At 59.8% G+C, this 25,568-nt stretch carries 24 protein-coding genes; 12 read left to right on the forward strand and 12 right to left on the reverse strand.

What is annotated here, in order from left to right:
- Positions 1 to 20 precede the first annotated feature (20 nt).
- The 4 genes from dapA to corA form a co-directional block, all read right to left on the reverse strand.
- On the reverse strand, positions 21 to 926 hold the full coding sequence (gene dapA, locus NMA52_RS18030; RefSeq protein WP_254829105.1) for a 4-hydroxy-tetrahydrodipicolinate synthase: 906 nt from the start codon (positions 924 to 926) through the stop codon (positions 21 to 23).
- Positions 927 to 931: 5 nt separating this feature from the next.
- Entirely contained in the window at positions 932 to 1,888 is a 957-nt protein-coding gene (locus NMA52_RS18035) for an acetyl-CoA carboxylase carboxyltransferase subunit alpha (protein WP_254829106.1), read from the reverse strand.
- Between the two features lie 47 nt (positions 1,889 to 1,935).
- Complete coding sequence (locus NMA52_RS18040; protein WP_254829107.1) at positions 1,936 to 2,865, reverse strand: hypothetical protein; 930 nt, start codon at positions 2,863 to 2,865, stop codon at positions 1,936 to 1,938.
- A gap of 79 nt (positions 2,866 to 2,944) precedes the next feature.
- Positions 2,945 to 4,030, reverse strand: coding sequence for a magnesium/cobalt transporter CorA (corA, locus tag NMA52_RS18045; protein ID WP_254829108.1), 1,086 nt, complete (start codon positions 4,028 to 4,030; stop codon positions 2,945 to 2,947).
- A gap of 147 nt (positions 4,031 to 4,177) precedes the next feature.
- Between corA and NMA52_RS18050 the strand changes: the two genes are divergently transcribed.
- A complete protein-coding gene (locus NMA52_RS18050) occupies positions 4,178 to 5,128 on the forward strand; it encodes a sugar phosphate isomerase/epimerase (protein WP_254829109.1) in 951 nt (316 codons plus the stop codon).
- A gap of 6 nt (positions 5,129 to 5,134) precedes the next feature.
- Here the strand turns inward: NMA52_RS18050 and accC are convergent, their stop codons facing one another.
- The 5 genes from accC to NMA52_RS18075 form a co-directional block, all read right to left on the reverse strand.
- The gene (gene accC, locus NMA52_RS18055) at positions 5,135 to 6,487 is read right to left on the reverse strand and encodes an acetyl-CoA carboxylase biotin carboxylase subunit (protein WP_254829110.1); all 1,353 of its coding nucleotides are present in this window, start codon (positions 6,485 to 6,487) and stop codon (positions 5,135 to 5,137) included.
- Between the two features lie 8 nt (positions 6,488 to 6,495).
- Positions 6,496 to 7,014 (reverse strand): acetyl-CoA carboxylase biotin carboxyl carrier protein, encoded by a 519-nt coding sequence (gene accB / locus NMA52_RS18060; protein WP_254829111.1) that lies wholly within the window; start codon positions 7,012 to 7,014, stop codon positions 6,496 to 6,498.
- 15 nt (positions 7,015 to 7,029) lie between these two features.
- The gene (gene efp, locus NMA52_RS18065) at positions 7,030 to 7,590 is read right to left on the reverse strand and encodes an elongation factor P (RefSeq protein WP_254829112.1); all 561 of its coding nucleotides are present in this window, start codon (positions 7,588 to 7,590) and stop codon (positions 7,030 to 7,032) included.
- A gap of 84 nt (positions 7,591 to 7,674) precedes the next feature.
- Positions 7,675 to 8,397, reverse strand: a complete 723-nt coding sequence (gene radC, locus NMA52_RS18070) for a DNA repair protein RadC (RefSeq protein WP_254829113.1) — start codon at positions 8,395 to 8,397, stop codon at positions 7,675 to 7,677.
- Between the two features lie 73 nt (positions 8,398 to 8,470).
- Entirely contained in the window at positions 8,471 to 8,896 is a 426-nt protein-coding gene (locus NMA52_RS18075) for an NUDIX domain-containing protein (protein ID WP_254829114.1), read from the reverse strand.
- Positions 8,897 to 9,078: 182 nt separating this feature from the next.
- Here NMA52_RS18075 and NMA52_RS18080 point away from each other — a divergent pair, with 182 nt between their 5' ends.
- The 7 genes from NMA52_RS18080 (at position 9,079) to crcB (ending at position 14,241) form a co-directional block, all read left to right on the forward strand.
- Complete coding sequence (locus NMA52_RS18080) at positions 9,079 to 10,164, forward strand: PLP-dependent cysteine synthase family protein (protein ID WP_254829115.1); 1,086 nt, start codon at positions 9,079 to 9,081, stop codon at positions 10,162 to 10,164.
- A 42-nt stretch (positions 10,165 to 10,206) separates the two neighbouring features.
- Positions 10,207 to 10,869: a sterol desaturase family protein gene (locus NMA52_RS18085; protein ID WP_254829117.1), complete on the forward strand. Its 663-nt coding sequence runs from the start codon at positions 10,207 to 10,209 to the stop codon at positions 10,867 to 10,869.
- A gap of 3 nt (positions 10,870 to 10,872) precedes the next feature.
- A complete protein-coding gene (locus tag NMA52_RS18090) occupies positions 10,873 to 11,202 on the forward strand; it encodes an MGMT family protein (protein ID WP_254829118.1) in 330 nt (109 codons plus the stop codon).
- A 3-nt stretch (positions 11,203 to 11,205) separates the two neighbouring features.
- Entirely contained in the window at positions 11,206 to 11,889 is a 684-nt protein-coding gene (tsaB, locus tag NMA52_RS18095) for a tRNA (adenosine(37)-N6)-threonylcarbamoyltransferase complex dimerization subunit type 1 TsaB (protein WP_254829119.1), read from the forward strand.
- A complete protein-coding gene (truA, locus tag NMA52_RS18100) occupies positions 11,886 to 12,653 on the forward strand; it encodes a tRNA pseudouridine(38-40) synthase TruA (protein WP_254829120.1) in 768 nt (255 codons plus the stop codon). The genes tsaB and truA overlap by 4 nt, the downstream gene beginning before the upstream one ends.
- A gap of 122 nt (positions 12,654 to 12,775) precedes the next feature.
- Positions 12,776 to 13,864: a glycosyltransferase family 4 protein gene (locus NMA52_RS18105; RefSeq protein ID WP_254829121.1), complete on the forward strand. Its 1,089-nt coding sequence runs from the start codon at positions 12,776 to 12,778 to the stop codon at positions 13,862 to 13,864.
- Positions 13,861 to 14,241, forward strand: coding sequence for a fluoride efflux transporter CrcB (gene crcB / locus NMA52_RS18110; protein ID WP_254829122.1), 381 nt, complete (start codon positions 13,861 to 13,863; stop codon positions 14,239 to 14,241). The genes NMA52_RS18105 and crcB overlap by 4 nt, the downstream gene beginning before the upstream one ends.
- Here crcB and NMA52_RS19285 read toward each other — a convergent pair.
- Together NMA52_RS19285 and NMA52_RS18120 are read right to left on the reverse strand one after the other, a co-directional pair.
- Positions 14,200 to 15,645 (reverse strand): O-antigen ligase family protein, encoded by a 1,446-nt coding sequence (locus NMA52_RS19285; protein ID WP_254829123.1) that lies wholly within the window; start codon positions 15,643 to 15,645, stop codon positions 14,200 to 14,202. The genes crcB and NMA52_RS19285 overlap by 42 nt on opposite strands.
- Positions 15,642 to 16,757, reverse strand: a complete 1,116-nt coding sequence (locus NMA52_RS18120; protein WP_254829124.1) for a hypothetical protein — start codon at positions 16,755 to 16,757, stop codon at positions 15,642 to 15,644. The genes NMA52_RS19285 and NMA52_RS18120 overlap by 4 nt, the downstream gene beginning before the upstream one ends.
- Positions 16,758 to 17,051: 294 nt before the next feature.
- On the opposite strand from NMA52_RS18120, the gene NMA52_RS18125 reads away from it, so the two are divergent.
- Complete coding sequence (locus tag NMA52_RS18125; protein ID WP_254829125.1) at positions 17,052 to 19,988, forward strand: SusC/RagA family TonB-linked outer membrane protein; 2,937 nt, start codon at positions 17,052 to 17,054, stop codon at positions 19,986 to 19,988.
- Between the two features lie 21 nt (positions 19,989 to 20,009).
- Positions 20,010 to 21,314: a RagB/SusD family nutrient uptake outer membrane protein gene (locus NMA52_RS18130; RefSeq protein ID WP_254829126.1), complete on the forward strand. Its 1,305-nt coding sequence runs from the start codon at positions 20,010 to 20,012 to the stop codon at positions 21,312 to 21,314.
- Between the two features lie 92 nt (positions 21,315 to 21,406).
- Here the strand turns inward: NMA52_RS18130 and NMA52_RS18135 are convergent, their stop codons facing one another.
- Positions 21,407 to 21,988 carry an RNA polymerase sigma factor gene (locus NMA52_RS18135; protein ID WP_254829127.1) on the reverse strand — a complete coding sequence of 194 codons (582 nt, stop codon included), beginning with the start codon at positions 21,986 to 21,988 and terminating at the stop codon, positions 21,407 to 21,409.
- A 681-nt stretch (positions 21,989 to 22,669) separates the two neighbouring features.
- On the opposite strand from NMA52_RS18135, the gene NMA52_RS18140 reads away from it, so the two are divergent.
- Complete coding sequence (locus NMA52_RS18140) at positions 22,670 to 24,790, forward strand: nitrite/sulfite reductase (protein WP_254829128.1); 2,121 nt, start codon at positions 22,670 to 22,672, stop codon at positions 24,788 to 24,790.
- 4 nt (positions 24,791 to 24,794) lie between these two features.
- Positions 24,795 to 25,568 carry a uroporphyrinogen-III C-methyltransferase gene (gene cobA, locus NMA52_RS18145; RefSeq protein ID WP_254829129.1) on the forward strand — a complete coding sequence of 258 codons (774 nt, stop codon included), beginning with the start codon at positions 24,795 to 24,797 and terminating at the stop codon, positions 25,566 to 25,568.

Below are 25,568 nucleotides of genomic sequence, written 5' to 3' on the forward strand. Positions count from 1 at the left end.
CGCGAAGATAGGCCGTCCGCCTACAGTTCGAGACCGGGGACCAACGACAGCACACGCCGGAGCTTTTCCCGGTGAGGCTCGCTCAGGGGCACCAGGGGCACGCGCAAGTGGTTGCCGCACAAGCCGAGGAGGGAAACGGCCGCCTTGATCCCGACCGGATTTCCTTCGCAGTAGAGCAGAGGGTGTACGTCGAGCATGTCGAAGTTGAGCTGCCGTGCTTCGTCTACCCGATTTTCCCGGGCGGCGCGCACCATCCGGCTGAAGTGACCGGGCAGGGCATTGGCGATGACGCTGATGCCGCCGTGTCCCCCGACGGCGATGGTGGCCGTGACCAGGGGGTCGTCGCCGCAGAGTACGCCGAAGCGGTCCGGGCGGTGGCGGAGAATTTCGGTGGCCTGGCTGAGAATGCCGCTGGCTTCCTTCACCGCGGCGAAACGATCGCTCTCCTCGGCGAGGCGCAGGACGGTTTCCGGAAGTACGTTACTGCTCGTGCGGCCGGGCACGTTGTAGATGATGAGGGGGCGCGGGGCAACCTCGGCGACCCGCATGTAATGCTGGTAAATGCCCTCCTGCGGCGGTCTACTGTAGGCGGGGCTGCTCGACATGATACCCGCCACTCCGTCAAAATTGTAGTCGCGTATGAAGCCGGCGAGTTTTTCGGTGTAGTTGCCCCCGAAGAATCCGGCTACGATGGGTACCCGCTCGTCGACGTGACGAATGGTGAAGTCCAGGATCTCCCGACACTCCTGCGTACTCAGGGTGATGGCCTCTCCGGTGGTCCCCAGGCTGACGACGTAGTCCACGCCGCCCCCGATCACGTAGTCGATGATGTTCCCCAGGGCGGGGTAATCGATCGACTTATCGGCCCGGAACGGCGTGATGAGCGCAACGCCGGTGCCGCTGAATTCGGGGACGATAGCTTCCATGTTCTTTAGTTGGCGTGGGTGACTTGCCCGATCGCGGCGTACTTATTGATGCGGTCCTCCACCATCTGGTCGACGGACTTCTCCTGGATGGCGGCGATCGCTTTCTTCAGCTGCCGCTTCAGGGTCTTGGCCATTTCTTCCGGCGAGGAGTGAGCCCCGCCGTGGGGTTCTTTAACGATCTCGTCGACGATGCCGAAGCTGTGCATGTCCTCGGCCGTGAGTTTGAGGGCCTCAGCGGCTTTTTCCTTGAAGTCCCAGCTCCGCCACAGAATGCTGCTGCAGCTTTCCGGGGAGATCACGGAGTACCAGGTGTTTTCCAGCATCATCACGTGGTCGCCCAGGCCGATCCCGATCGCGCCGCCGCTGGCTCCTTCGCCGATCACGGCACACACTACCGGCACCCGCAGCTGGGCCATTTCGAAGAGGTTGCGGGCGATGGCCTCGGCCTGTCCGCGCTCCTCGGCTTCGATGCCCGGATAGGCGCCCGGGGTGTCGATCAGCGAGATGACCGGAAAGCCGAAGCGTTCGGCCAGTTTCATGAGCCGCAGGGCCTTGCGGTAACCTTCCGGGTTGGCCATGCCGAAGTTGCGGTACTGCCGCATCTTGGTATTGACGCCCTTCTGGTGGCCGATGATGACCACGGTCTGCCCGTCCATATTGCCGATGCCGCCGACGATGGCCTTATCGTCGCCGTAGTAGCGGTCACCGTGCAGCTCCACGAACTTCCGGCACATCTGTTCGATGTAGTAGAGGGTGTAGGGCCGCTCGGGATGCCGGCTGAGCTGTACGCGTTGCCATCCGCTGAGGTTGCTGTAAATATCGCGCCGGGTTTGCTTGATGCGCCCTTCGAGTTCCTGGATGGTTGTATCCATATCAACCACTCCGCCTTCGCTAACCTCCTTCACCTTCTCGAGCTGCTCGTAGAGCTTTTCCAGTGGCTTTTCAAACTCCAGAAATACCATTCGTCGTCGTCTTTATAATTCCCCCTTAGTTCGTACGGCGTCGCCGCTTAGCGCAGTTGCACCTTGGCCGAGCCCAGCATGCCGACATCGGTGTAGATCTCGGCCCGGTAGAATCCCTCCGCCAGCTTATCGTCCAGCTCGTGGGTGAAGCTGATGCGCTGGTTCCGCTCCAGATTCACGTCACGCCCCTCGAGGGCGATTAGGGGCTTTTCGGCGCCGTTGACGATGGAGGTCGCCCGCACGGGGTTCTCGCTGATGACCGGGGTGGCCGAGGCATCGGTCAGGACCAGGTAGATGGGCCGTACGCCGAGGTATTCGGCGGGTACGTCGGTCAGGTCGAAGCTTACGGAGATGCGGCGGGCACGGCTGGCGTTAGCGGTGTTGGAACCGTTCTTGCGCAGCAGGTCTACCTGAATGGCCGTGGCCTTGAAGGCGCCCAGCGTCATACGCTCCAGGTCAGCCTCCATACTCTCGTTCATCCGGCTCAGATTGTCCACCTGCTTCGTGGCTTCGTACGCTTCGGTCTTCGCGGTGCTGAGATCCTGCCGCAGCACGACGTTGCGCTTGCGCAGGTCTTCGTTCTCTTCGGTAAGTTCCACGATGCTGGTCTCCAGCATCGTACGGACGTTGATCAGGTCCTCGATCTGTAACCGCATCTTGTAGGCGACGTCATTGTCGTTCTTGCGCGATTGCTGGGCCTGCCGCATATCGTACAGGGCTCGCTTGGCGGTTTCCTGGGCCTCGGTGAGTTGGCCCTGGAGCTCGGCGTTCTCCCCGCTGACTTCCCTGAAGGCGCGATCGAGGCTATCGACGGACCGCATCAGGTTGTCCCGCAGCAGCGTGAGTTGCTCGGCCTCCTCCGATTTCTCTCCGTAACTGGCCTCCAGCTTACTTTTCGTGGTCACTCCCCAGACCAGCGCCCCGATAAAGAGCAGGGCAAGCAGGATGGCGATGATGGTGAGGGTACGTTTGTTCATATTACCGCTTGGGCGTAGTTGAGCGGGCGAATTTACGACTTCTCCCGATAGCGGACGGGGTCGGGGCGGCGCAGCCGGCCTAAATCCACTTCCGGGACCGGAACCAGGTAAGCATTCCCGCGATCAGCGCGAGCATTACGCCCCACAGGATAAAGTAGCCGTAGCGGGTGTGGAGTTCCGGCATATGGTCCCAGTTCATACCGTACACGCCCACCAGAAAACTCAGGGGAATGAAGATGGTCGACACGATGGTTAGCGTTTGCATCACGCTGTTCATCCGGAAGCTGATCTCACTCACGTAGAGGTCGTACAGTCCGTTGGTGACATCGCGGTACGTTTCCACCAGATCCGTGATTTGAATGACGTGATCCCGGAGGTCACGAACGTACACTTGGGTATCCGCCGTGATCAGCGGCGTCTCGGTATCCGCGAACTGCCCCGTGAGTTCGCGCAATGGGCTGATGCTCTTGCGCAGGGTCAGCAGCGCGAGGCGGAGATCGTGGATCTTCGACTTGGTCCCCATCTCGGGTTCGCCCATGATTTCCTCCTCGAGTTGATCGAGTTCGTCCTCGATCTGGTCGATGACGGTGAAGTACTTATCGACCACGTTATCCACCAGGGCGTAAGCCAGGTAATCCGCACCCCGGCTACGGATCCGGCCGGATGCGGTTTCCAGACGCTTACGGACGCTCCGGAAGAGATCCCCCACGTCTTCCTGGAAGGTCAGCACCTTACCTTCGGTCAGGTAGATCGATACCTGTTCGATGCTCAGCTGGCGGTTCGGGCGGTCGAAGGCGAAGGCCTTGATCACGATCAATACGCCGTCTTCCATGATCTCCATCTTGGGGCGCTGGTGCACGTCTACCACGTCCTCCAACGCCAGGGAGTGCATGCCGAACTGCCGGCCTACTTGCTCGATCAGCCCGACGTTGTGCAATCCCCGAATATCATACCACAGGGTAGCCTGCTCGGTGCGTGGTTCGGGCAGGACGTTTTCCGTGGTCTGGGCCTCGATAAAGTTCCCGTGGTACTGCGTCAGGTGCACGTGTATGCTCTCCGTTTCCTGTTCGCCGGTGTAGATCATCGTGCCGGGCGGGGCACCGGCCTTTCGGCGGCCCGTGACGGCCTTTTCTTCCTTGGAGCGCAGCAGGTTGACAATTCTCATGAGTCGGGGTTTGCGGGTGGGCGGGTTCGCGGGAGCGGGCTTCGTGCGTAAGTGCAATGTAGGCCGAGCAACGACAATGCGGTCCGGTAACCACGGTTAAGTCTACGTGCCTTACCTTTCTCCGGCATCCAAATCGCACCGCTTATCATGCAAAGAAGAACCTTTCTCTACACCGCCGGAGTACTCGGCACCGCCGCCCTGACGGGCTGCGGCACTACCGCCGGCAAAACGCCCGAGACTGCCAGCCCCGCCACTCCCGCCACGGAGAATGACCTCTGGTTCGACATCAGCCTGGCCCAGTGGAGCCTCCACAAGGCCTTTTTCGCCGGGGAGCTGGACAATCTGGATTTCGCCTCCGTCACTCGCGACACCTTCAGACTCGGCGGAGCCGAATACGTCAGTGTGTTCTTTAAGGATCGGGCAAAGGACCAGGCCTACCTGGCGCAGATGAAGCAGCGGGCTGCGGACAACGACGTTCGCTCCCTGCTCATCATGGTGGATCAGGAGGGCAACCTCGGAGCGACCGACGCTACGGAGCGCACCACCGCCGTGGAAAATCACTACAAGTGGATAGACGCGGCCAATTACCTCGGTTGTCACAGCATCCGCGTCAACGCCGCCGGTCGGGGCAGCCGGGAGGAGGTTGCCGCTGCGGCCATCGACGGGTTACGCCGGGTGAGCGAGTACGGACAACAGGCCGGCCTAAACGTTATCGTGGAGAACCACGGAGGATACAGCAGTGACGGCGGCTGGCTGGCCGGCGTGATCGCCGCTACGGAGATGGACAACTGCGGAACCTTACCCGATTTCGGAAACTTCTGCATGGAACGCGGCGCGAACGGATGTGCCGAGGAGTACGATCGCTACCGTGGCGTGCGGGAAATGATGCCCTACGCCAAGGCCGTTTCGGCAAAGACCCACGACTTCAACGAGGTGGGCGACGAAATCCACACCGACTACCGGCGCATGCTGGGTATCGTGAAGGAACACGGCTACCGGAGCTGGGTGGGTGTCGAATACGAGGGCAGTTCCCTGTCGGAAGAAGCCGGTATCCGCGCTTCCATTGCCCTCCTGCGTCGCGTGGGGGCGGAAGTGTAGGCAGCACTACTTCTTCGGCATGTCCTGCTTACCCAGCCAGCCGGTATCGAAGTTTCCTTCCCGGAAATCCTCCTGCTTGAGCAACCACTGGTGAAAGGGGACGGTCGTCTTGATGCCTTCGACGATGAACTCGTCCAGGGCTCGTTCCATCTTGGTGATCGCCTCGGCCCGGGTGGGGGCTCGGACGATGAGTTTAGCGATCATGCTGTCGTAGTACGGGCTCACCGTGTAGCCGGCGTATACGTGGGTATCGACGCGTACGCCGTGGCCCTTCGAGCTGTGAAAGCTGGAAATTTTGCCGGGGCTCGGGCGGAAGTCGTTCCACGGGTCCTCGGCGTTGATGCGGCACTCGATGACGTGACCCTTCGGCGTATAGTTCTTTCCGCTGATGGGTTCGCCGTAGGCCACCTTGATTTGTTCCTTGATGAGGTCATGGTCGATGCTCTCTTCCGTCACGGGGTGTTCTACCTGAATGCGGGTATTCATCTCCATGAAGTAGAAATTGCGGTCGGCGTCGACGAGGAACTCTACCGTTCCCACGCCCTCGTAGCCGATGGCCTCTCCGGCCTGAATGGCGGCCTCACCCATCCGGTCGCGGAGTTCGTCGGTCATGAAGGGGCTGGGGCACTCCTCGAGCAGCTTTTGGTGGCGGCGCTGGACGCTGCAGTCCCGTTCGCTCAGGTGAATGACCCGGCCGTTCTGGTCGCCGATGATCTGAATTTCGATGTGCCGGGGTTGCACGATGTACTTCTCCATGTAGATCCCGTCGTTGCCGAAGCTGGCCTTAGCCTCGGCGCGGGCGCTGTTCCAGAGGTTGACGAAATCTTCTTTCCGGTTGACGACCCGCATACCCTTGCCGCCGCCGCCGGCGGTGGCTTTGATCATGACGGGGTAGCCCATGGTCTCGGCACGGGCCATACCGTCTTCGGCGCTTTTGAGGAGAGTGCCGTCACCGGGTACGACGGGAACGCCGGCCCGGATCATCGTTTCCTTCGCGGTAATTTTATCGCCCATGTTGCGGATGTGCTCGGGGCGCGGGCCGATAAACTTGATGCCGTAATCCTGGCAAATTTCGGCGAAGTCGGCATTTTCACTCAGAAAGCCGTATCCGGGGTGGACGGCGTCGGCGTTCGTGATTTCCACGGCGGCCATGATCTTCGGGATGCTGAGGTAGCTTTCCGAGGAAGCCGCCGGGCCGATGCAGACGGCTTCGTCGGCAAAACGGACGTGCAGGCTCTCGCGGTCGGCGGTGGAGTAGATCGCGACGGTCTTGATGCCCATCTCCCGGCAGGTGCGAATGATGCGCAGCGCGATTTCACCGCGGTTGGCGATGAGGATTTTGTTGAATTTCTCGGCCATACTATTTACTAAGACGGGTCTACCAGGAAGAGGGGCTGATCGTACTCGATGGGCTGGGCGTCTTCGACCAGTACCTTGACGACCTTGCCGGCTACCTCCGATTCGATCTCGTTGAAAAGCTTCATGGCCTCCACGATGCATACCGTATCGCCCTTGGCGATGCGGTCGCCGACCTTCACGTAGGGCGGCTTATCGGGGGAGGAGGAGCGGTAAAAAGTGCCGATCATCGGCGACTTCACTTCGATTAGGTTGGCGGTCTGCTGATCGTCAGTCGCGGCGGCGGGCTGTGAACCGTTGGCGGCCGGAGCGGCGGCGGCGGCCGGTGCCGGGGCGGGCGCTGCGGCGGGCGCGGGCGCGACGGGTGCGGCGGGCATGCTGATGATCGAGGGCGCCGGCACCGGAGCGGGTGCGGGCATGAACGACTTGCCGCGAATGTGCAGCGAAACCTGTTCGTCCTTGAATTTGAATTCCGCGATCTCGCTCTTAGCAACGAGTTTGATCAGTTCCTGAATATCCTTTAGAGTCATGTTCTGGGCGTATGTTTATACACGGCTTACGTAAGCGCCGTTGCGGGTATCGATCTTGATCCGGTCGCCGGTATTCACGAAAAGGGGAACGCGTACTTCGGTCCCGGTTTCGATGGTGGCCGGTTTGAGGGTGTTAGTGGCAGTATCGCCCTTCACGCCCGGTTCGGTGTAGGTCACTTCCATCTCCACGTACTGGGGCAGATCTACGGTGAGGGGGGTATTGTCTTCGGTGTTGTAAAGCACCTCGATGGTGTCACCCTCCCGAATGAAACCGGGGTTGTCAATCATAACCTCCTGAATGGTTGCCTGTTCGTAGGATTCCGCATTCATGAAGTGATAGCCCATCTCGTCCTTGTACAGATACTGCATTTTGTGCCGCTCCACGCGCACCTCGTCCACCTTATGTCCCGAAGGAAAGGTCTCGCTCAGTACCCGACCGGTCGACAGGCTCTTGATCTTGGTACGCACGAACGCAGCCCCCTTGCCGGGTTTGACGTGCTGGAATTCGACGACGCTGTAAATGTCGTGGTTGTGGCGGAAGGTGAATCCGTTCTTAATATCCGAGGTTGAAGCCATGGGTTCGGTTTATCGCTGACGCCAATGTAAGCAAGTCAGCCACTATCTGGTTAGGAAGCGCGAAGATATGCTTTCTGTCCTTATTTAAATCGATTGGTCCAGCAACTGATGGTCCGCGAAGCTGTAGTAGCCCCGCCCGGCGACGATGACGTGATCGAGTACCTGCAGATCGAGGTGGCGTGCCGCGCGGCAGAGTTTGTGCGTCAAGCGCACGTCCGCCGCGCTCGGGTGCGCCTGTCCGCTGGGGTGATTATGGGCCAGTACCAACGACGTTACGGTGCCGAATTCCAGGGCGGCCCGGAAGATGGTCTTGGCGTCGGCTACGGTGCCCGTAGTGCCGCCGCGACTGATAACCCGGGCCCCCAGCAACTGGTGGGCCCGGTTGAGGCACAGCACGTGAAATTCCTCGTGGTTAAGATCGCCGAGCCGCGGTCGCAGGTAGCGAAAACAGGCCGTACTGTCGGAAAGCACGGGGCGATCCGGGAGCGTGGCCACCTCGCGGCGGCGGCCCAGTTCGAGGGCCGCTACGACCTGCATGGCCTTTACCCGGCCGATCCCCGGTATGCGCGTCAGGTCGGAGAGTTGCCGGCGGGCCAGGTCGTGCAAATCGTGGTCAACGGAGAGCAGCAACCGACGGGCCAGGTCTACGGCGGAAATTCCGCGGCCGCCGGTCCGCAGCAAAATAGCCAGTACTTCGGCGTCGGTGAGGCCGTGAGCGCCGTGGCGCAGCAGCTTTTCGCGGGGTTGTTCGGCGGTAGCCAGATCCCGCATCCGCAGCGGGTGGAGCGTGTTTAAAATCTTGGTCATTTTCCGGCGGTAGTGGGGCCGGAGGGGAGGACGGTAAAGGCAACGTACCCCCAAGGTAAGGCGCCGTGCTGAATTACTTTTCCATTTCCGAGTAGAGGCGTCCGCGGTTGTAGGCCTTGAGCACGTGGCGGACCGTCAGCGTGAGGTTGTGGGGCAGGGAATCGTAGGGGTGCCACTCCACGTTCTCGAACTTCTTGCGCTCCTTGCTCTCGGGTTCCCCTTCGTAGTGGTGTGCCCGGAAGTACAATACGATGCGGTGGGCCTTCTTGTAGCGTTTGTGCAGCACGTGTACCAGCGTGAGGTCGGCGGGGGTGAGTTCGATGCCGGCTTCTTCAAAACTTTCGCGAATCAGGGACTCCACGGCGTATTCGCGGCGCTCGATGGTGCCGCCCACCAGGCTGTAGTTGCCACCATTGGGCTTCGTTTGTTTGAGCAGCAGGATGCGGCCGCGGTCCTCCAGGATAAGCCTGGCTTTGAGGGAAACGCTGAATTTGGCCATGAGGGGAGTGGGGTGAGTTGCGGAAAAGCCTCCAAGATAGGGCGTCAAACCGCGGTGGGGGTCGCGGCGTTAAGCACCTATCCCCTAACTTCGCCGGGAATTTGGGGATACGAGCACTACCCGACGACCCTTTGGTCAACACTTCAGGGATCGCCTCCCCCGATTCAAATCACTTTCCCACTATGCGCTACGACAGTGTCCTTCAGGCAATCGGAAACACGCCCCTCATCCGACTCGATCGCATCTGCGGTAGCCGCATTCCGGCAACCGTTTACGGTAAGATGGAATCCATGAACCCGGGGCAGTCCGCCAAGGACCGAGCGGCACTGTATATGATCGAACAGGCGGAGCGCAAGGGGCGTATCCACCCCGGAGCAACCCTCATCGAAGCTACCAGCGGAAATACGGGGTTCAGCATCGCCATGATCGCCGCCATTAAGGGGTACAAGTGCATCCTTACGCTTTCCGATAAGGCCGGCCCCGAAAAACAGGCCCTACTGAAGGCCCTCGGCGCCAAGATCGTGCTGTGTCCTAAGGATGCCGCCCCCGAAGATCCGGAATCCTACTACAGCCGCGCCGAAGAACTGGCGGGCACCATACCCAACAGCTTTTATCTGCGCCAGAACTGGAACCTGGACAACAGCGGAGCGCATTACCACAGTACGGGCCCCGAAATCTGGGACGATACGGAGGGTAAGGTCACTCACTACGTCTGCTGCGCCGGCACCGGCGGTACCCTCTCCGGTACCGCACGCTACCTGAAGGAGAAAAACCCCGACGTCAACATCATCGGGGTAGATGCCTACGGGTCGGTCCTCAAAAAATACTGGCAAACGGGCGTTTTCGATGCCGACGAGATCTTCAGCTGGAAGGTAGAGGGCCTGGGCAAGACCATTATACCCGATAACGTCGCCTTCGATCTGATCGACGAATTCATCAAGGTCGGTGACCGGGCCGCGGCCCTGCGGGTCCGCGAACTGGCCCAGCGGGAGGGACTCCTCCTGGGATACAGCAGCGGCGCGGCGCTGGAGGCGGTCTTTTCCATCCGCAAGCAACTGACCCCCGAGGACGTGGTCGTCGTCCTCTTCCCCGACCACGGAAGTAAGTACCTCGGTAAGGTGTTTAATGACGAGTGGATGCAGGAGCAGGGCTACCTCAAACCAAACGGCGAGCCGGCTTCCTACAGCGTTAAGCATCTGCAACGGATGTACCGGGTGTACAAACGTATGTACGGCCGCAAGATCAAGCAACGTTTCAACCTGGTTTAGTCCTGCGGGTTGATAAACTACACTAACCGCTAATTCATTTCGATGAAAGCCCGCACCCAGAAATTCAAGTCGAACGCCCACGAGTCGCCGCCGATGTTCGAGAATAAAATCCTGAACCGGCTGAGTCAAACCCACATCGCTACGCCCATCATCATCTTCTTCGTGTACGCGATCGGGTTGCTCTGGTACACCGTGGCCCAGACGGACATTCCCATTCCCACCGTGGTTCTCGTCTTCTTTACCGGTATTTTGGGCTTCACGTTCATGGAATACGCCGTCCACCGCTGGGTCTACCACCCACCCCACGGCGCCTCGGAGGCTTACAAGAAGGCCACCTACAAGATGCACGGTATGCATCACGACTACCCTAAGGACAAAAAGCGACTGGCCATGCCCCCTCTGGTAGCGATCGTGATCGCTACCTCCCTGCTGTTCCTCTTCGAGTTGGTGCTGGGGCAGTACTCTTTCTCCTACCTGGCGGGTTTCGTAGTGGGTTACGCCCTCTACCTCGTCGTTCACTATACGGTGCACATGTACGCGCCGCCCCGCAATTTCCTGCGTGCGCTTTGGGTCAACCACTCCATTCACCACTACAGTGAAGATGAGGTGCTCTTTGGCGTATCCCAGCCTTTGTGGGACTACGTTTTCGGTACCCTGCCGCGCTCCGATAAGGATAAGCGCATGGCGCGGGAAATCCACCGCTAAGCATTGGCGGCTCAGTACATCGACGACGTGTGGGCGGTGACGCGGCTCATCCCCCCGGGGCGGGTAAGTACGTACGGAGCCATCGCGGATTTTCTCACCCTGGGTAGTGCCCGCATGGTGGGCTGGGCACTCTTTCAGAGTGTCAGCGGCCCCGACAACGATGTCCCCGCCCACCGGGTGGTCAATCGCCGGGGCGAACTCAGCGGCCGCAACCATTTCCGCCCCCCCACGCTGATGCAGGAGCGCCTCGAAGCCGAGGGGGTTGCCGTCCGGGACGATGCCGTAGTAGACTTCGATCGCTTATTCTGGTCACCCACCGTGCTGCTTTCCTGATTTATGCTGCGACTACTCCTCGAAACCACTACGGAAGTCTGCTCGGTCGCCGTTGCCCGGGAAGGAACCATCCTCGCCGAAGTCACGGCCCGGGAGGTACAACAGCACGCCAGCCATCTGACGGGCTTCATTCAGCAGGCCCTGGAGGAGGCCGCCGTGTCACTGTCCGACCTGGAAGGGATCCTGATCAGCGACGGACCGGGAAGCTACACCAGTCTGCGCGTAGGCGCGGCGACGGCCAAGGGGCTGTGCGTAGCGACTCCCGGTCTGCGACTGTACGCCGTGCCCACCCTGGAGGCCATCGCCCGCGCGGCCGTGCCCGACGGAGCCGATAAGATCCTGGCGACGATCAACTCCCGGCGGGGGGAGGTTTTCGGCCGCGTATTTTCCGCCCGCGACCATTCCCCCCTTACCGAAGTGATGAACGTACGGTTGACCGATCCCCAGTGGCGGGGCAAGCTCCTGGGGGGCAGGGCGCTGGGCCGACTCCTGGTAGTTGGGCCCGGACAAACGCGCGTCCGGGAAGCACTGGACGACGACAATGCCTTTTCCTTCGGTCCACCGGATACCGTGGCTGCCCGGAATCTCCTTGCTCCCGCGCCCCGCCGCCAGGATGTTGCCGCTTACGAGCCCCTTTACCTGAATCAACCTTTCGTGACCCGCCCGAAGAAGAAATCGCTGCTGTGAACGACACGCGATATGCCATCGACCTGGCCTACCGGGGTACGGCCTACGCCGGCTGGCAACGGCAGCCCAACGCCCGCTCGGTGGAGGAAACCATCGATACGGCCCTCAGCACCATACTCGGAGAACCCATCAAGATCGTCGGTTGCGGACGCACCGATGCCGGGGTTCACGCGAGTGATTACGTTGCCCACTTCGATTATGCCGGGCAGCTGCCCGATCGCCTGCTGGCCCGGATAAATCGCTACCTGCCGGACGACATCGCCCTGCGGGGGTTCTACCGGGTACCGCCCGATCTGCACGCGCGCTTCAGTGCCGTGGGGCGCGCTTACGTATACCGCATCAGCCCGGTGAAGGATCCCTTCCGTACCGATACCGTGGCGTGGCTGCCCGCCCTGCGGGAGCTCGATCACGACCTTATGCGGCGGGCCGCGCAGTTGTTGCTGGAGTACGGCGAGTTCGCGACCTTTTGTAAAACGAATTCGGATGCCTTCACCATGCAATGTAAGGTAACGGAAAGCCGTTGGTCTTTCAGCGCGGAGGAAATGACCTACCACATTTCCGCTAATCGCTTTCTGCGCGGTATGGTGCGTCTGATCGTAGGTATGTGCCTACAGGTAGGAGCGGGCCGACTCGAGATAAGTGCGGTTCGTCAGGCGTTGGACCGGCAACGGCGCTTGCCCAAACCGCTGAGCGCTCCGGCGTCCGGGCTCTTTTTACACCAGGTGCAATATCCGGGCCGGGGGCAGTGGTCCCGCATTTCATAATCGGCGCCGAGCAGTTATCTTTGTGGCCGTCACCGAGACCCCGGGATCTCGGTGTATTCGCCGTACGCGTCGTCAGTCGAGTGAATAACGTCTCTGACCCACACCCATTTTAGCCTCTGCGTATGTTGGAATTTATACTCAGCTTTCTCATATCCTTCGCGCTGGTGTTTGCAATCATGCCCAACGTGATTCGGATTGCCATTGAGAAGAAGCTGGTGGCCCTGCCGGAGGAGCGGAGCAGCCATCACATTATTACCCCCTGCCTCGGAGGCATTCCCATCTTTCTCGGTATCCTATTCTGTGGCTTGTTGCTCACGCCGATGGAGCAGTGGGGGGGGCTGCAGTACATCCTGAGCGCCCTGGTGATCGTATTTATGATCGGTACCAAGGACGACATCACTCAGCTCTCGGCGGGCAAAAAGATGGCGGGACTCATCATGGCAATCGCGATACTGGTCACCCGCGGAGAGGTCCGTCTGGAGAGCCTGTACGAGCTTTTCTACGTTTCCCGCGACCTGCCGTACTGGCTATCGATCACCTTCAGCGTATTCACCTTACTGGTCATTACCAACGCCTTCAACCTCATCGACGGGATCGACGGTCTGGCCGGTACGGTGGGCGTCATCGCCATGCTGAGCTTCGGGACCTGGTTCTTCGTAGTGGGTATGACCCACCTGGGCATCCTCGCCCTGGCGGCGGCCGGTGGTCTTCTCGCCTTCCTCTACTACAACATTTCGAAAACGCAGAAGACGTTCATGGGGGACACCGGAGCCCTCGTCATCGGAATGTTGCTGGGGATCATGACGGTAGAATTCATTGACGTATGCTCCACCGGGTCCTTCCCCTCCGTGTACCGCTTCAATAATCCGATCAGCGTAGCCGTCGGCATCCTGATCATTCCCCTCTTCGACACCATCCGCGTGTTCATCACCCGCGTGGTACGGGGCGTCAGCCCGATGAAGCCGGATCGCCGGCACATTCATCACCTGCTGATCGATTCCAACCTCAGTCACGTGCAGGCCACCTTCCTGCTGGCCCTGGTGAACCTGATCTTCATCAGCCTGGCGCTGTACCTGGACCCCCTGCTCGACCTTCACCTCATCCTCGCCATTGAGATCGGGCTGGCACTCGGACTTACCTACATCCTGCACCGCCACGCTATCCGGGTCAGGGCAAGCAAGCAGGCCGCGCACGTACGGCAGGCGGCGTGAGCGCGCTCTGGGTTTTCCTCGGCGGCGGACTCGGGGCACTGGCGCGCTACGGGGTGGCGCTGATGTTTTCACCCCCCTCCTTTGCCGGCGGCGATTTTCCCTGGGGCACCCTGGTGGCCAATCTGCTGGCTTGCGTACTCCTTGGCGTAGGGCTGTCGCTCGCGCTGCGGGGCAACCTCCCGCGGGCCGGACAACTCCTCTTACTCACGGGCTTCTGCGGCGGATTTTCCACCTTTTCCACCTTCGCCGCCGAGCTCCTGCAACTGCTACAGAACGGCCACGCCGCGGTGGCCCTGACTTACCTGTCCGTCAGCCTGATCTTCGGTGTACTGGCGCTACTGGGGGTGCTGTACGTGGATTCCGCGATCGGCGGGTGAGCGGTAGGTACCCATCGTGATCACGATCGCGGTGGCCAGGAAGAACAGGCTGCCGATCTTGTCGGTTTCCAGCAAGTCGTTGATGATGCTGAATGCCTCCACGATGATCACCGATAACAGCCCCGCCATTACGGCCGCCCGGGCCAGCGGATCCCGCTGACGGTGGTACAGTTCCTCGCCGTACACCAGGATCCCGATCATGAACAGCAGCAGGAGCACCAGCCCCACGTAACCCTGTTCCACCAGGGTCATAAGGTAGTAATTGTGAATACCGCTTCGTTCCGGGTTATCGCTGACGTAGGTGGCAAAATTATTGTTGGTGTAGGCTTCGTAGAGCTCTACAAAGTTGCCCGGGCCGAAGCCCGCAACCGGCCGGTAAGGCACCATATTACCGCCGGCCACCCAGCGGTAGAAGCGTTCCATGGTGGAAATGTCCTCTAACTTGTAGGTAGCCGAGATCAGATCGTCAAATTCCTGGTGGGCGATGGTGGTATCGTAGTTCGGGGCGTAGTTGAGGTAATTATCGTCATGCGCCAGGTAAGCGGCAACCGCGACACCGGCTACGAGCGCCGCCAGGAGGGCCGGCTTCAACCACCGCCGGCGGATGAGCACGAAGGCTATTCCCGCCAGCGCCAGCGCCACGTAAGCCGCCCGCGTAAAGGCCAGCGCAATGGCCAGAACCCACAGCAGGCCCAAACCGTACAGCATCCAGCGGTACGGCTTTCCCCGCCACTTTCGCTGGTAGATCAGATAGCCGAACCAGGGCGTGAAGGTTGTCAGGCACCCCGCGTAACTGACGTGATTGCGCATGAAGGGATGCAGCGTGCGAAACTGATCGGCGAAACTGAAACCGTAACCGGCGTGCCGCACCAGGGTCTGCACCGCCACGAACAGCAGGGGCCAGAAAATGCAATGGGCAAAGATGGTGACCCGGTCCGGAGTGTGCAGCAGGAGGAGGGGAAGGAGAAAGAAGGCGCCGATGTACCAGATCTTCGCGAGCGAGAACTTCAGGCTGATCAGCGTAAGCTCACTGAAACCGCTGGCGACGAAAATCCAACCGACGTGCAGGTACAACAACAGGGCGATCGGATGCGCGAAGGTGCGGTAATCGTACTGCGGCCAGTGACGGGCGGCGTGGAGGACGAGCAGCCCCGTGAGGCCTACCGCCAGGGGTTCCGTAGGAAGGTCGGTCCCGATGCCGCCGGGCAGGGCGACCTCCGTACCCAGGGGGATCATGATCAAAAGCAGCCAGAACAGGGGCTTGAAGTCGGCGACGGATTGCGCGATCACCCACAGCAACACCGGCACGCCGGCGAACCAGTACGCACCCGTGCTCAGGGCAAGGCCGGCGCACAGCAGTACCGCTGCGGCGTAACTGATGTATACCCGCCCGGCCACGGTCACCGGGTGATGCTTCCCCAATCGTACCGCCGACCGCTCTCCAGCAGCAACACCCCGACAACGGCAAAGAAGAAGGTGAGGGCGGTCGTCACCATCACGATGAGCCACCGAATGGGGGAGCTCTTCACCAGGGGAGGCTGTGCTTCCTCGATGACCTCCAGCGTGCGACGGTCACCGGAGAGGATACTCTGGTACTGCTTCAGGCGGGTGGTGCTCTCCGACAGGGCCTCATTGGCCTGCAGGCGGGCCTCTTCCATGTTTTCGATCTGACCGATGCTTTCGTTCAGTTTGCCGAGCTGCTCGTCGAGTAGCTGTCGACTGTTCTGCAGCCCCAACAGGTCGACGGTCAGTTTAGCGATGCTGTCCCGCCGCCCGGTCTCCCGAAATGCCGCCAGACGGGCCTGGGTAGCGGCGAGCCGTTGATCGATCAGCGTAGATGAAGTGGCCAGTGCCTCGCTCTGCGCCTTGGTGTTGTACACGCCGTACTTACCCCGCACTTCCGACAGGGCCGCGTTCAGTTCATCCAGCCGCCGCTCCCCATCGGAAACTTCCTGCTGCAGGCCGGCCGCGTTGCGCTGATGGATGGAACGGATGAGCGCCAGGTTGATCGCATCGATTCGTTGACGGGCCGCGGTAGCCATGGCGGCGGCCCGGCGGGGGTCGCGGTCCTCCACGGTCAGTTCGATGATGTCCCGGGGGTTGCGTTCGACTTCGTACAGCGATTGGAACTCTTCCCGCACGCGGACCGGTCCCTTCACGTGAGTGCTGTCAATATCGTACACCCCGTACAGATTAAAGGTATCGACCATGTAGTCGATCAATTCATTACTCTCCGCGATGCTGAGCATGCGGTCGATGTCATCGCCGGTACCGTAAAACTGGATGCGGTTACTACCCGTACCGAAGGTGCTTTCGATGGAGATTTGCTCCGGACTAATGACGACGAAGGAAGTGTAACCCGTAAAGTAGCTCGGCAGGAGCAGGGAGATCACTACGGCCAGCACCGCGCCGGCCATGGTCGTGAGGAGTACGGGGCGACGCCATCGCCAGAGGGTCCGCAGTACGCCCAACAGGTGAGTGGGCGGGGACGGTGTGGGGTCGGTGTTACGATGCATGCGGGAAGGGTAGGGGCCTTTTTCAGACGGCCGCAAAGGTAAGCATTGCGGGGCCGCGGGTGCCGACGCGACACGGAAAAGCGAGCCAAACTATCTATCCGTCAGATACCGCGGGCGGTCGGGGCGTGGCGTCGTCCTCCGGGTGATATCCGACAAAGTGTTCCGTCTGCGACGGGAAATTCCAACACAAAACTTGTGAAGTATCGGCTGCGCCTTACATTTAGCCATAAATGGCAGCGAATTTTCGCACTCGTTCGTTTGCCCGTTAGTCACAACCAATACCCAACATTGATCATGAATACCCTTTCCCGACGTTTGCTTGGGAGCCTCGTTTTCGCGCTGGCCCTGCCATGTTTACTCTTCGCTCAGTATCCCGTATCCGGCACGGTCACGGACGGTACGGGGGAAGCGCTCATCGGGGTTTCCGTCCTGGTGGTCGGAACGACCACCGGTACGGTGACCGATTTCGACGGGAACTTCACCGTTAACGTCCCCGACGACCGCAGCACTCTCCGACTCAGCTACACGGGCTTCGTGCCCCAGACCGTCGAGGTTAGCCGCGGCATGGCCCCCGTCGAAATCATCCTATCGGAGGACGTGGCCAATCTGGAACAAGTCGTGGTTACCGGCCTGGCCTCCACGATCAAGCGCTCCAACCTCGCCAACGCCGTATCGGTCGTCAGCGGGGAGGAACTCACCGGAGTTACCAGCCAGCAAACCGTTGACGGAGCGCTCTACGGTAAACTTACCGGCGTAAACATCGTACAGACCAGCGGCGCGCCGGGGGGCGGTTACGCCGTACGTCTGCGGGGTGTATCCTCACTTTCCGGTAACAACCAGCCCCTATTCATCGTCGACGGTGTCTACATCTCCAACATCGAACTTCCCAGCGGCTCGCGCAACGCTTCCGGCGCCAACAGTGCCTCGGAGGAATCCGCCTCCAACCGGATCGCAGACCTGAATCCCGACGATATCGAAAGCATCGAAGTTCTGAAGGGAGCCTCGGCGGCGGCTATCTACGGCACCCGGGCCAATGCCGGCGTAGTCATCATCACCACCAAGAAGGGCGTGTCGGGTGAGACGAAAGTAAGCTTCAATCAGGATCTCGGTTTCAATACCATCATCCGCAAAGTCGGGCGTCGCAGCTTCACGCCGGCCCAGGTCGAGGAAGAATTCGGGGGTACGACGCCGGACCAGATCGCCGCCGGACAAGCCGCCCGGGCAGCCTTCGAAGCGGCACAGGCCCGTGGTGAGATATTTGACTACGAAGACATCATCTACGGGGAAGAAGGATTCATCTCCGACAGCCGTCTGCGCGTCAGCGGCGGCAGTGAAAAGACCAGTTTCTTCGTCAGCGGAAGCTACCGCGATGAGGACGGCATCATCAAGGGAACCGGATACGAGCGGTTTACCGCCCGCCTCAACCTGACGCACCAGATCAACGATCGCCTGAAGATTCAGTCCAACACCAATTTCGTACGGTCGTCAGCTTCACGCTCGTTCAGCGGCAACGAGAACGAGGGCGGCCTATCCTACGGCTACACCCTCGCCTTCACCCGGGACTGGGTAAACCTCTTCCCGGACGAGGACGGTAACTACCCCGACAACCCCAATTTCTCGGGCAACCCGCTCCAGACCCGCGACGAGACGCGCAACGAAGAGGATATCAACCGTGTCCTGCAGGGAATCAACGTGAATTACCGACTACTACAGCAGGACAATCAAACCCTGAACCTGGTCTTCAACGGCGGACTTGACTTCATCCTGTCCAAGACGTTCGTCTACGTGCCCGAGAATTTCCAGTCGCAGCGGGGCCGGCAAAACGGCTTCCTGGCCGAGGGAAAGAACGATCTGTTCAACTACAACTACAGCGCGATCGCGGTCCACGATTTCTATACCGACAGCGGGATCAACTTCACCACCCAGGCCGGTATTACCTACATCAACCAATCCGCCGACCAACTCCTCTCCCAGACCACCCAGCTCATTCCGTTGCAGACGAACCTCGGGCAGGGCGCCGCTCAGGAAATCGATCAGACGCTGCTGAACGTTGAGGAATTCGGCTACGTCGTGCAGGAGGAGGTCAATCTCTACGATCGCGTCATCCTCACCGGCGGCCTTCGCTTCGATAAGTCTTCCCTCAACGGTGACCCCAATAAGTTTTACACTTTCCCCCGGGCCTCGGTGGCCGTCAACCTGAATGAGTTCGACTTCTGGAACACCGCCGGACCGATCAATCAGGTAAAGCTCCGGGCGGCCTACGGCGAAACCGGCAATAGCGCCTCGTTCGGTCGACTTTTTACCTCCCTGACCAATAACAACATCGGCGGCCGGGGTGGCTTTACCGTAGACGGGCAGCAGGGCAACAGCGATCTGGAACCGGAAACATCCTCCGAATTCGAGTTCGGTACCGACATCGGCCTGTTCGACAATAAGCTCAGCCTCACGGCCACTTACTACATCCGCGACGTCCAGAACCTACTGTACGACCGGTCACTCCCGACCTCCTCGGGTTTCTCCAACGAGATCCGCAACGATCTGGACCTGCGTAACCGGGGCTTTGAATTTCAGTTAGGCCTCAACCCCGTCCGGAAGGAAAATTTCTACTACCGGACGACCCTCAACTTCTGGCTCAATCGGAGTGAGATCACCCGCCTGGGCATCCCGGACGGAAGCGACGGTGAAGACATTCCCAGCTTCGTACCGCCCGGCGTAGCCTTCGGACTGGGCCTGGGAACGTTCTACATCAACGAAGGCTCGCCGATCACCGGCCTGTGGGAGAACGTCGGCGGCGTACCGACCCAGACCGGCGACACCGAACCCGACTTTCAGTTCGGCTGGAACAACAACTTCACCCTCTTCCAGAACCTGGACATCAACTTCCTCTTCCACTGGCGCGAAGGATCCGAACTGCTGAACCTCACCCGTCTGCTAACCAACCTGGGCAACACCACGCCCCGGGAGTACGACGACCTCGGAGGATTCATCGAGGACGGATCATACTTCCGCCTCCGCGAGGCCGGCATCAACTACCGCATCCCCCTGGAGAGCAGTGTTATCCGCGGCCTCAAGGTCGGGGTGTCCGGCCGCAACATCTTCACCATCACCGACTACAGCAGCTACGACCCCGAGACCTCGGTGAAGGGGGGTAGCGGACTGTCCACCAACATCGAGGTAGCCCCCTTCCCGAGCAGCCGACAGTTTTACCTCCACCTGGGCTTTGACTTTTAACCAACCGACAATCCGAATAACATGAAAACGTTTAGAATCTTAAGTCTTATCGGCCTGCTCGCCCTCTTCGCCTCCTGTGAGATCGAGGAGCAATTCGACCCCAACGGTCCGAGTATCAACAGCGTACTCACCAACGCCTCCAAGGCGGAACTCGATCTGCTGGTCACCGGCATTGAAGCCGGGATGCGCAACGGATTTGCCGGTTACGTCACGGCCTCCGGCACCATCGCCCGCGAATTGTACATATTTGACGCCGATCCGCGGAATACGGAGGATCTCCTGGGTAAGGGTGACCTGGCGCTGGACAATAATACCTTCTACATTACCGGCCCCTTCAACTCCCGCTACCAGGTCGTCAAGAACGTCAATATCTTACTGGAGGCCCTGGATAATACGGAGTCCGTCTCGGAGGCGGAGAAGCAGGGCTACCGCGCCTTCGGCAATACGATCAAGGCGTATATGCTCAGCCAGGTACTGGACATGCTGGGAACCAACGGCATCCGACTGGACGTCAGCGATCCCGAGAACCTCGGCCCCTTCCTGAGCCAGGACGCCAGCTACGACGCTATTCTGGACCTGCTAGATAGCGCAAACGGCTCCCTGAGCGGAGCGGAGTTCCCCTTCTTTTTGTCCGACGGGTTCGCCGGTTACGACACGCCCCAGACCTTCGCCCGCTTCAACCGGGCCATCGCGGCGCGCGTAGCCACCCACGCCGGCCGTTACGATCAGGCGCTGAGCTACGTCAATGCCAGCTTTCTGGATCTGGATGGCGACCTGAGTGAAGGCGTGGAACATATCTTCGGTACGGTATCTGGCGACCTGCTCAATCCGCTCTACAAACCGGCGGGCCAGAGTGGGGATCAGTTGGTCGTCCACCCCCGCATCATCGCCAATGCCACTCCGGGCGACAACCGTCTGCGGAAGTTCGGCCTCCGGGTACAGAACACCGGGCAGGACGGACTCAACGGAGCTTACGAAACGGCGCTCTACGCTACCGCTACTTCCCCGGTGGACATTATCCGGAACGAGGAGCTCGTCCTCATCTACGCCGAAGCCAATATCAATCTGGGTAACCTGGAAGAGGCCGTCACCGCCCTGAACATCATCCGGAACGCCGCCGGGATCGGTGACTATTCGGGCACGGTAAGTCAGGAAGCCCTCATTGACGAAATGCTTTACCAGCGCTGCTACAGCCTGTGGGGGGAAGGCCACCGGATGTGGGACTTGCGGCGTTACGGCCGGCTCAACGCCAATTTCCTTCCCCTCGACCGGGAGGGCGACGATGTGTTTACCCAGTTCCCCATCCCCTTGTCCGAAGGGGTCTAGCTTACCGCCCTACCCACAAAGAGAAACCCCGCTACCGGATTGGTAGCGGGGTTTTTATGTATTGCTTCGGGCTGAGGCTGGAAGGTAGTGACCTACTGCAGGACGATCTCCTTCTCCTCGACCATTTTGCGCATGTTGATCAGGGCGTAGCGCATGCGGCCGAGAGCGGTGTTGATGCTCACGCGGGTGAGCTTAGCGATTTCTTTGAAGCTCATGTCGGCGTAGTGGCGCAGGATGACCACTTCGCGCTGCTCCGGGGGAAGGGCATCCACCAGCTTGCGGACCTTGTCGTGGGTCTGGCTGCGGATCATGCCTTGTTCGGCGTTGTCTTCCGAAGACTGGAGGACGTCAAAGATGTTGAAAGTCTCCGTCTGGCCGACTTGGGGCCGACGCTTGTTGCGACGAAAGGAATCGACGCACATGTTGTACGAGATGCGCATGGCCCACTGGAGGAACTTGCCTTCGTGGTTGTACTTGCCGCGGCGCAGGGTATCGATGATCTTGATGAACACCTCCTGGAAGATATCTTCCGCCTTGCTGTGGTCCTTCGTGAAAAGGTAGATCGAGGTGTAGATCTTTTGTTGGTGACGGCCGAGCAGTTCTTCGAATGCACGGTCTTGGCCAGAGAGGTAGAGGTTGATCAGTTCCTGATCGTTGAGAGACTTGACGTCCATAACTAACAATGTTTCAATTTGGGATTATTTCCCGAAGCGGGAGCCGGCGCTACTGCCGGTTAACAGTTAGTGTAGACGTTAAGACTATAGGAAAAGCTTTAAGTGATGAGAAGGGGGGTGCAACCCCAAAGCTAAAGAAAAGGGGGTGCAACCCCTTGTGGCATCAAATATAGGTTAAGGCTGGAGACATACACAATTTTTTCTCCAGATGTAAGTGCTCTTTAACCTTGAATTAACGCAAGTCGTAATTTTTAATTCCGTTTTTAACTATATATTGAAACATACGAATGTGTAAACGCATAATCAAAAAATTATAGTTGGGTTCGGGCCATATTTTGTCGGCCAGCAATTTTAAGGGTAATTGTTCCAACAATGGGGTTTGCTACACCCCATGGCCCTAAAACGTGCTGTTTTCGTACAACCAAACCCCAAGTGTGCACCCGAAGTCGTGAAGCATATTACTAACGTGCCGTTCCGGCTCATCCTAATAAAGACAGCTCCTGCGACCCCGCCAGAACGAATTTAAAATTAAAATATATGTTAAGTTCTGAACGTATTAAATCATTAAAATATATATCTTACTGATAATAAAGGTGTTCGCTACTTGGATTGTCCGTTCATATGATCATTTGTCCCTGTTTTGATTCGAACGGCGACGCCGCTTACGGGTAATTTGGTCATATGAATGCGACCGTAGCCCCCTCCCTCAATCATCTTGACGCCGCCAACCGGGCGGACATCGAAGAACTCACCGACCGTATCTACGCCTACCAGCGGGGAAAGGAGGATGAGGATCGTTTCAAGCACTACCGCCTTACGCGCGGCGTGTACGGACAGCGACAATTGGGGGTGCACATGTTCCGGACGAAGATTCCCTTCGGCCACATTACGCCGGATCAACTCATCGCGCTGGCCAATATTTCGGAGAAGTACACCAACGGTCGCCTGCACATCACCACCCGGCAGAACGTGCAGCTGCACTATGTGAAACTGAATGACAGCCCGGCCATCTGGCAGGAACTGGTGGAAGCCGGCATGACGGCCCGGGAAGCCTGTGGCAACACCGTGCGTAACCTGACCGCCAGTCCGCTCGCCGGCGTTGACCCCGAGGAACTCTTCGACGTCAGCCCCTACGTGTACGCTACCTTCGATTATTTCCTGCGCAACCCCATTTGCCAGGAAATGGGCCGCAAGATCAAGCCCGCCTTCTCGAGCAGTGATCGCGATAGCGCCTTTACCTATTTCCACGACTTCGGCTTTATTCCCCGTATCAAGGACGGGCAACGCGGCTTTAAGGTGGTGGTCGGTGGCGGACTGGGGGCCGTCTCCATGGTCGCCCATACCGCCTATGAGTTCCTGCCGGCCGATCAGATCATTCCTTTCCAGGAAGCGGCCATCCGGGTATTCGACCGCTACGGCGAGCGCGAAAAGCGGATGAAGGCCCGCATGAAGTTCCTGATCAAGGACCTCGGCTTCGAGCGCTTCATGGAGCTGATCCACGAGGAATGGCCCGCCATCGCGCATCAGTCGTACGAAATCGATCCAGCGCTGGTCCCCCGTCTGGGAGAGGTGCCCGCCGATAACTTTCCGGCGACCGAGCCCGTCAACGCGGCCGTCTACGCCGAGTGGCTGAAGACCAACGTGCTGGAGCAAAAACAGGGCGGCTACCGGGCCGTCGCCATTCGCATTCCCCTGGGTAATCTCGAAGCCGAGCAGGCCCGCCTGCTGGCCGAAGTGATCCGGGCGCACGCCAGCGACGATATCCGCCTCAGCGTGCAGCAGGGTATGGTGCTGCGCTACGTACCGCCCACCGCACTGCCCCACCTCTTCAACGCCCTCTACGCGCTTGATCTCGGATTGCCGGGGTACGACACTACGGCCGACATCACCGCCTGCCCCGGTACCGACACCTGCGCCCTGGGAGTTACCAACTCCACGGGCCTCGCCCAGGTGCTGGAAGCGATGGTGCGCGACGAGTTTCCCGAGATGGTCACCGAGAACGACATCCGCATCAAGATCAGCGGCTGTATGAATGCCTGCGGTCAGCACATGGCCGCCAACATCGGCTTTCACGGTTCCAGCATTCGGGTCGGCGACAAGATCGCGCCCGCCATGCAGGTCGTAGTGGGCGGAGGTATTGCCCCCGACGGTCGCGGTTTCATCGCCCAGAAAGTCATCAAGGTGCCTACCCGCCGCGCCCCGGAAGCCGTACGCATCCTCTTCCGGGACTATCGGCTCAACGCCCACGAGGGTGAGTACTACAACGACTACGCCGAGCGGCAGGGCAAGCGCTACTTCTACGGTCTGCTCAAGGAACTCGGCGACACAAGCGAGATTGCCGACGAGGAATTCTACGACTGGGGACAAGACGAGGACTACAAACAGGAGATCGGTGTCGGCGAGTGTGCCGGCGTAAGTCTCGACGTGATCGGCGCCATTCTCAACGACAGCAGCAACAAACTCATCGCGGCCGCCCGTAGCCTGGAAGGGGATGCTCCCGCCGACGCCGGGTACCACGCTTACTCCGCCATGGTCACCGCGGCCAAGGCACTACTGCTCGCCGAAGACGTCAAGTGTAATACCCACATCGGTATCCTGGCGGATTTTCAGGACCACTTCGGCGATCGCTTCCCCGAAGTAGGCGACTTTAAAGGCTTCGTGCTGCGTATAAAAAGTACGGCCCCGACCACGGAATTCGTCTCCACCTATCTCGCGGACGCCCGCGCTTTCGTCAGCAAAGCCATTGCTACCCGCGAACGGCAACTCGACAAGCGGGTCGTCAGTGAATACTACAAAGCGTAAGCCTATGTCTTCCTCTCCAGCCGCCCCGGCCCGCGTCACCCTGGTGGGAGCCGGTCCCGGTGATCCCGATCTCATTACCCGCCGGGGACTGCGGGCACTGGCCACCGCCGACGTAGTACTCTACGATGCACTGAGCAGCAACGACCTACTGGACGAAACTCCGGCACACTGTCAGCGCATTTTCGTCGGGAAAAGAGCCGGATGTCACTACAAAAAGCAGGAGGAAATCAATGAACTGATTGTCTCCACCGCCCGGGAGTACGGCCACGTCGTACGGTTGAAGGGGGGCGATCCTTTCGTCTTCGGCCGGGGTCAGGAGGAGAAGGCATACGCCGAGGCCCACGGCATCCCCGTCGAGGTCGTGCCCGGCATCAGCAGTTGCATCAGCCTGCCCGAGCTGCAGGGGGTAGCACCCACGAGCCGGGGCTACGCCGATAGCTTCTGGGTCATTACCGCCCATACCCGCGACGGGGGCCTGAGCGATGACCTCTTCCGGGCGGCGCGTTCCGGCGCTACGGTCATCATCCTGATGGGACTGGGCCGACTAGACCAGATCTGCGCGCTCTGGGACGCCGAAGGCCGGGGGGAGCTGCCCGCCATGGTGATCCAGAACGGCAGTCGCCCCAACGAGAAATGCTGGGTGGGCACCGTAAACGATATTGCCGCCCGGGTGGCCGCCGAACGCGATAAGGGGCCGGGCATCATCGTGCTCGGAGAAACCGTGCGCCAGCACGCGGACTTTGGTGCCTACCGGGCTATCCACACTTCCCAACTGTAA

Origin of the sequence: Lewinella sp. JB7, from assembly GCF_024297185.1 — a bacterium.
In the GTDB taxonomy this organism is placed as follows: domain Bacteria; phylum Bacteroidota; class Bacteroidia; order Chitinophagales; family Saprospiraceae; genus Neolewinella.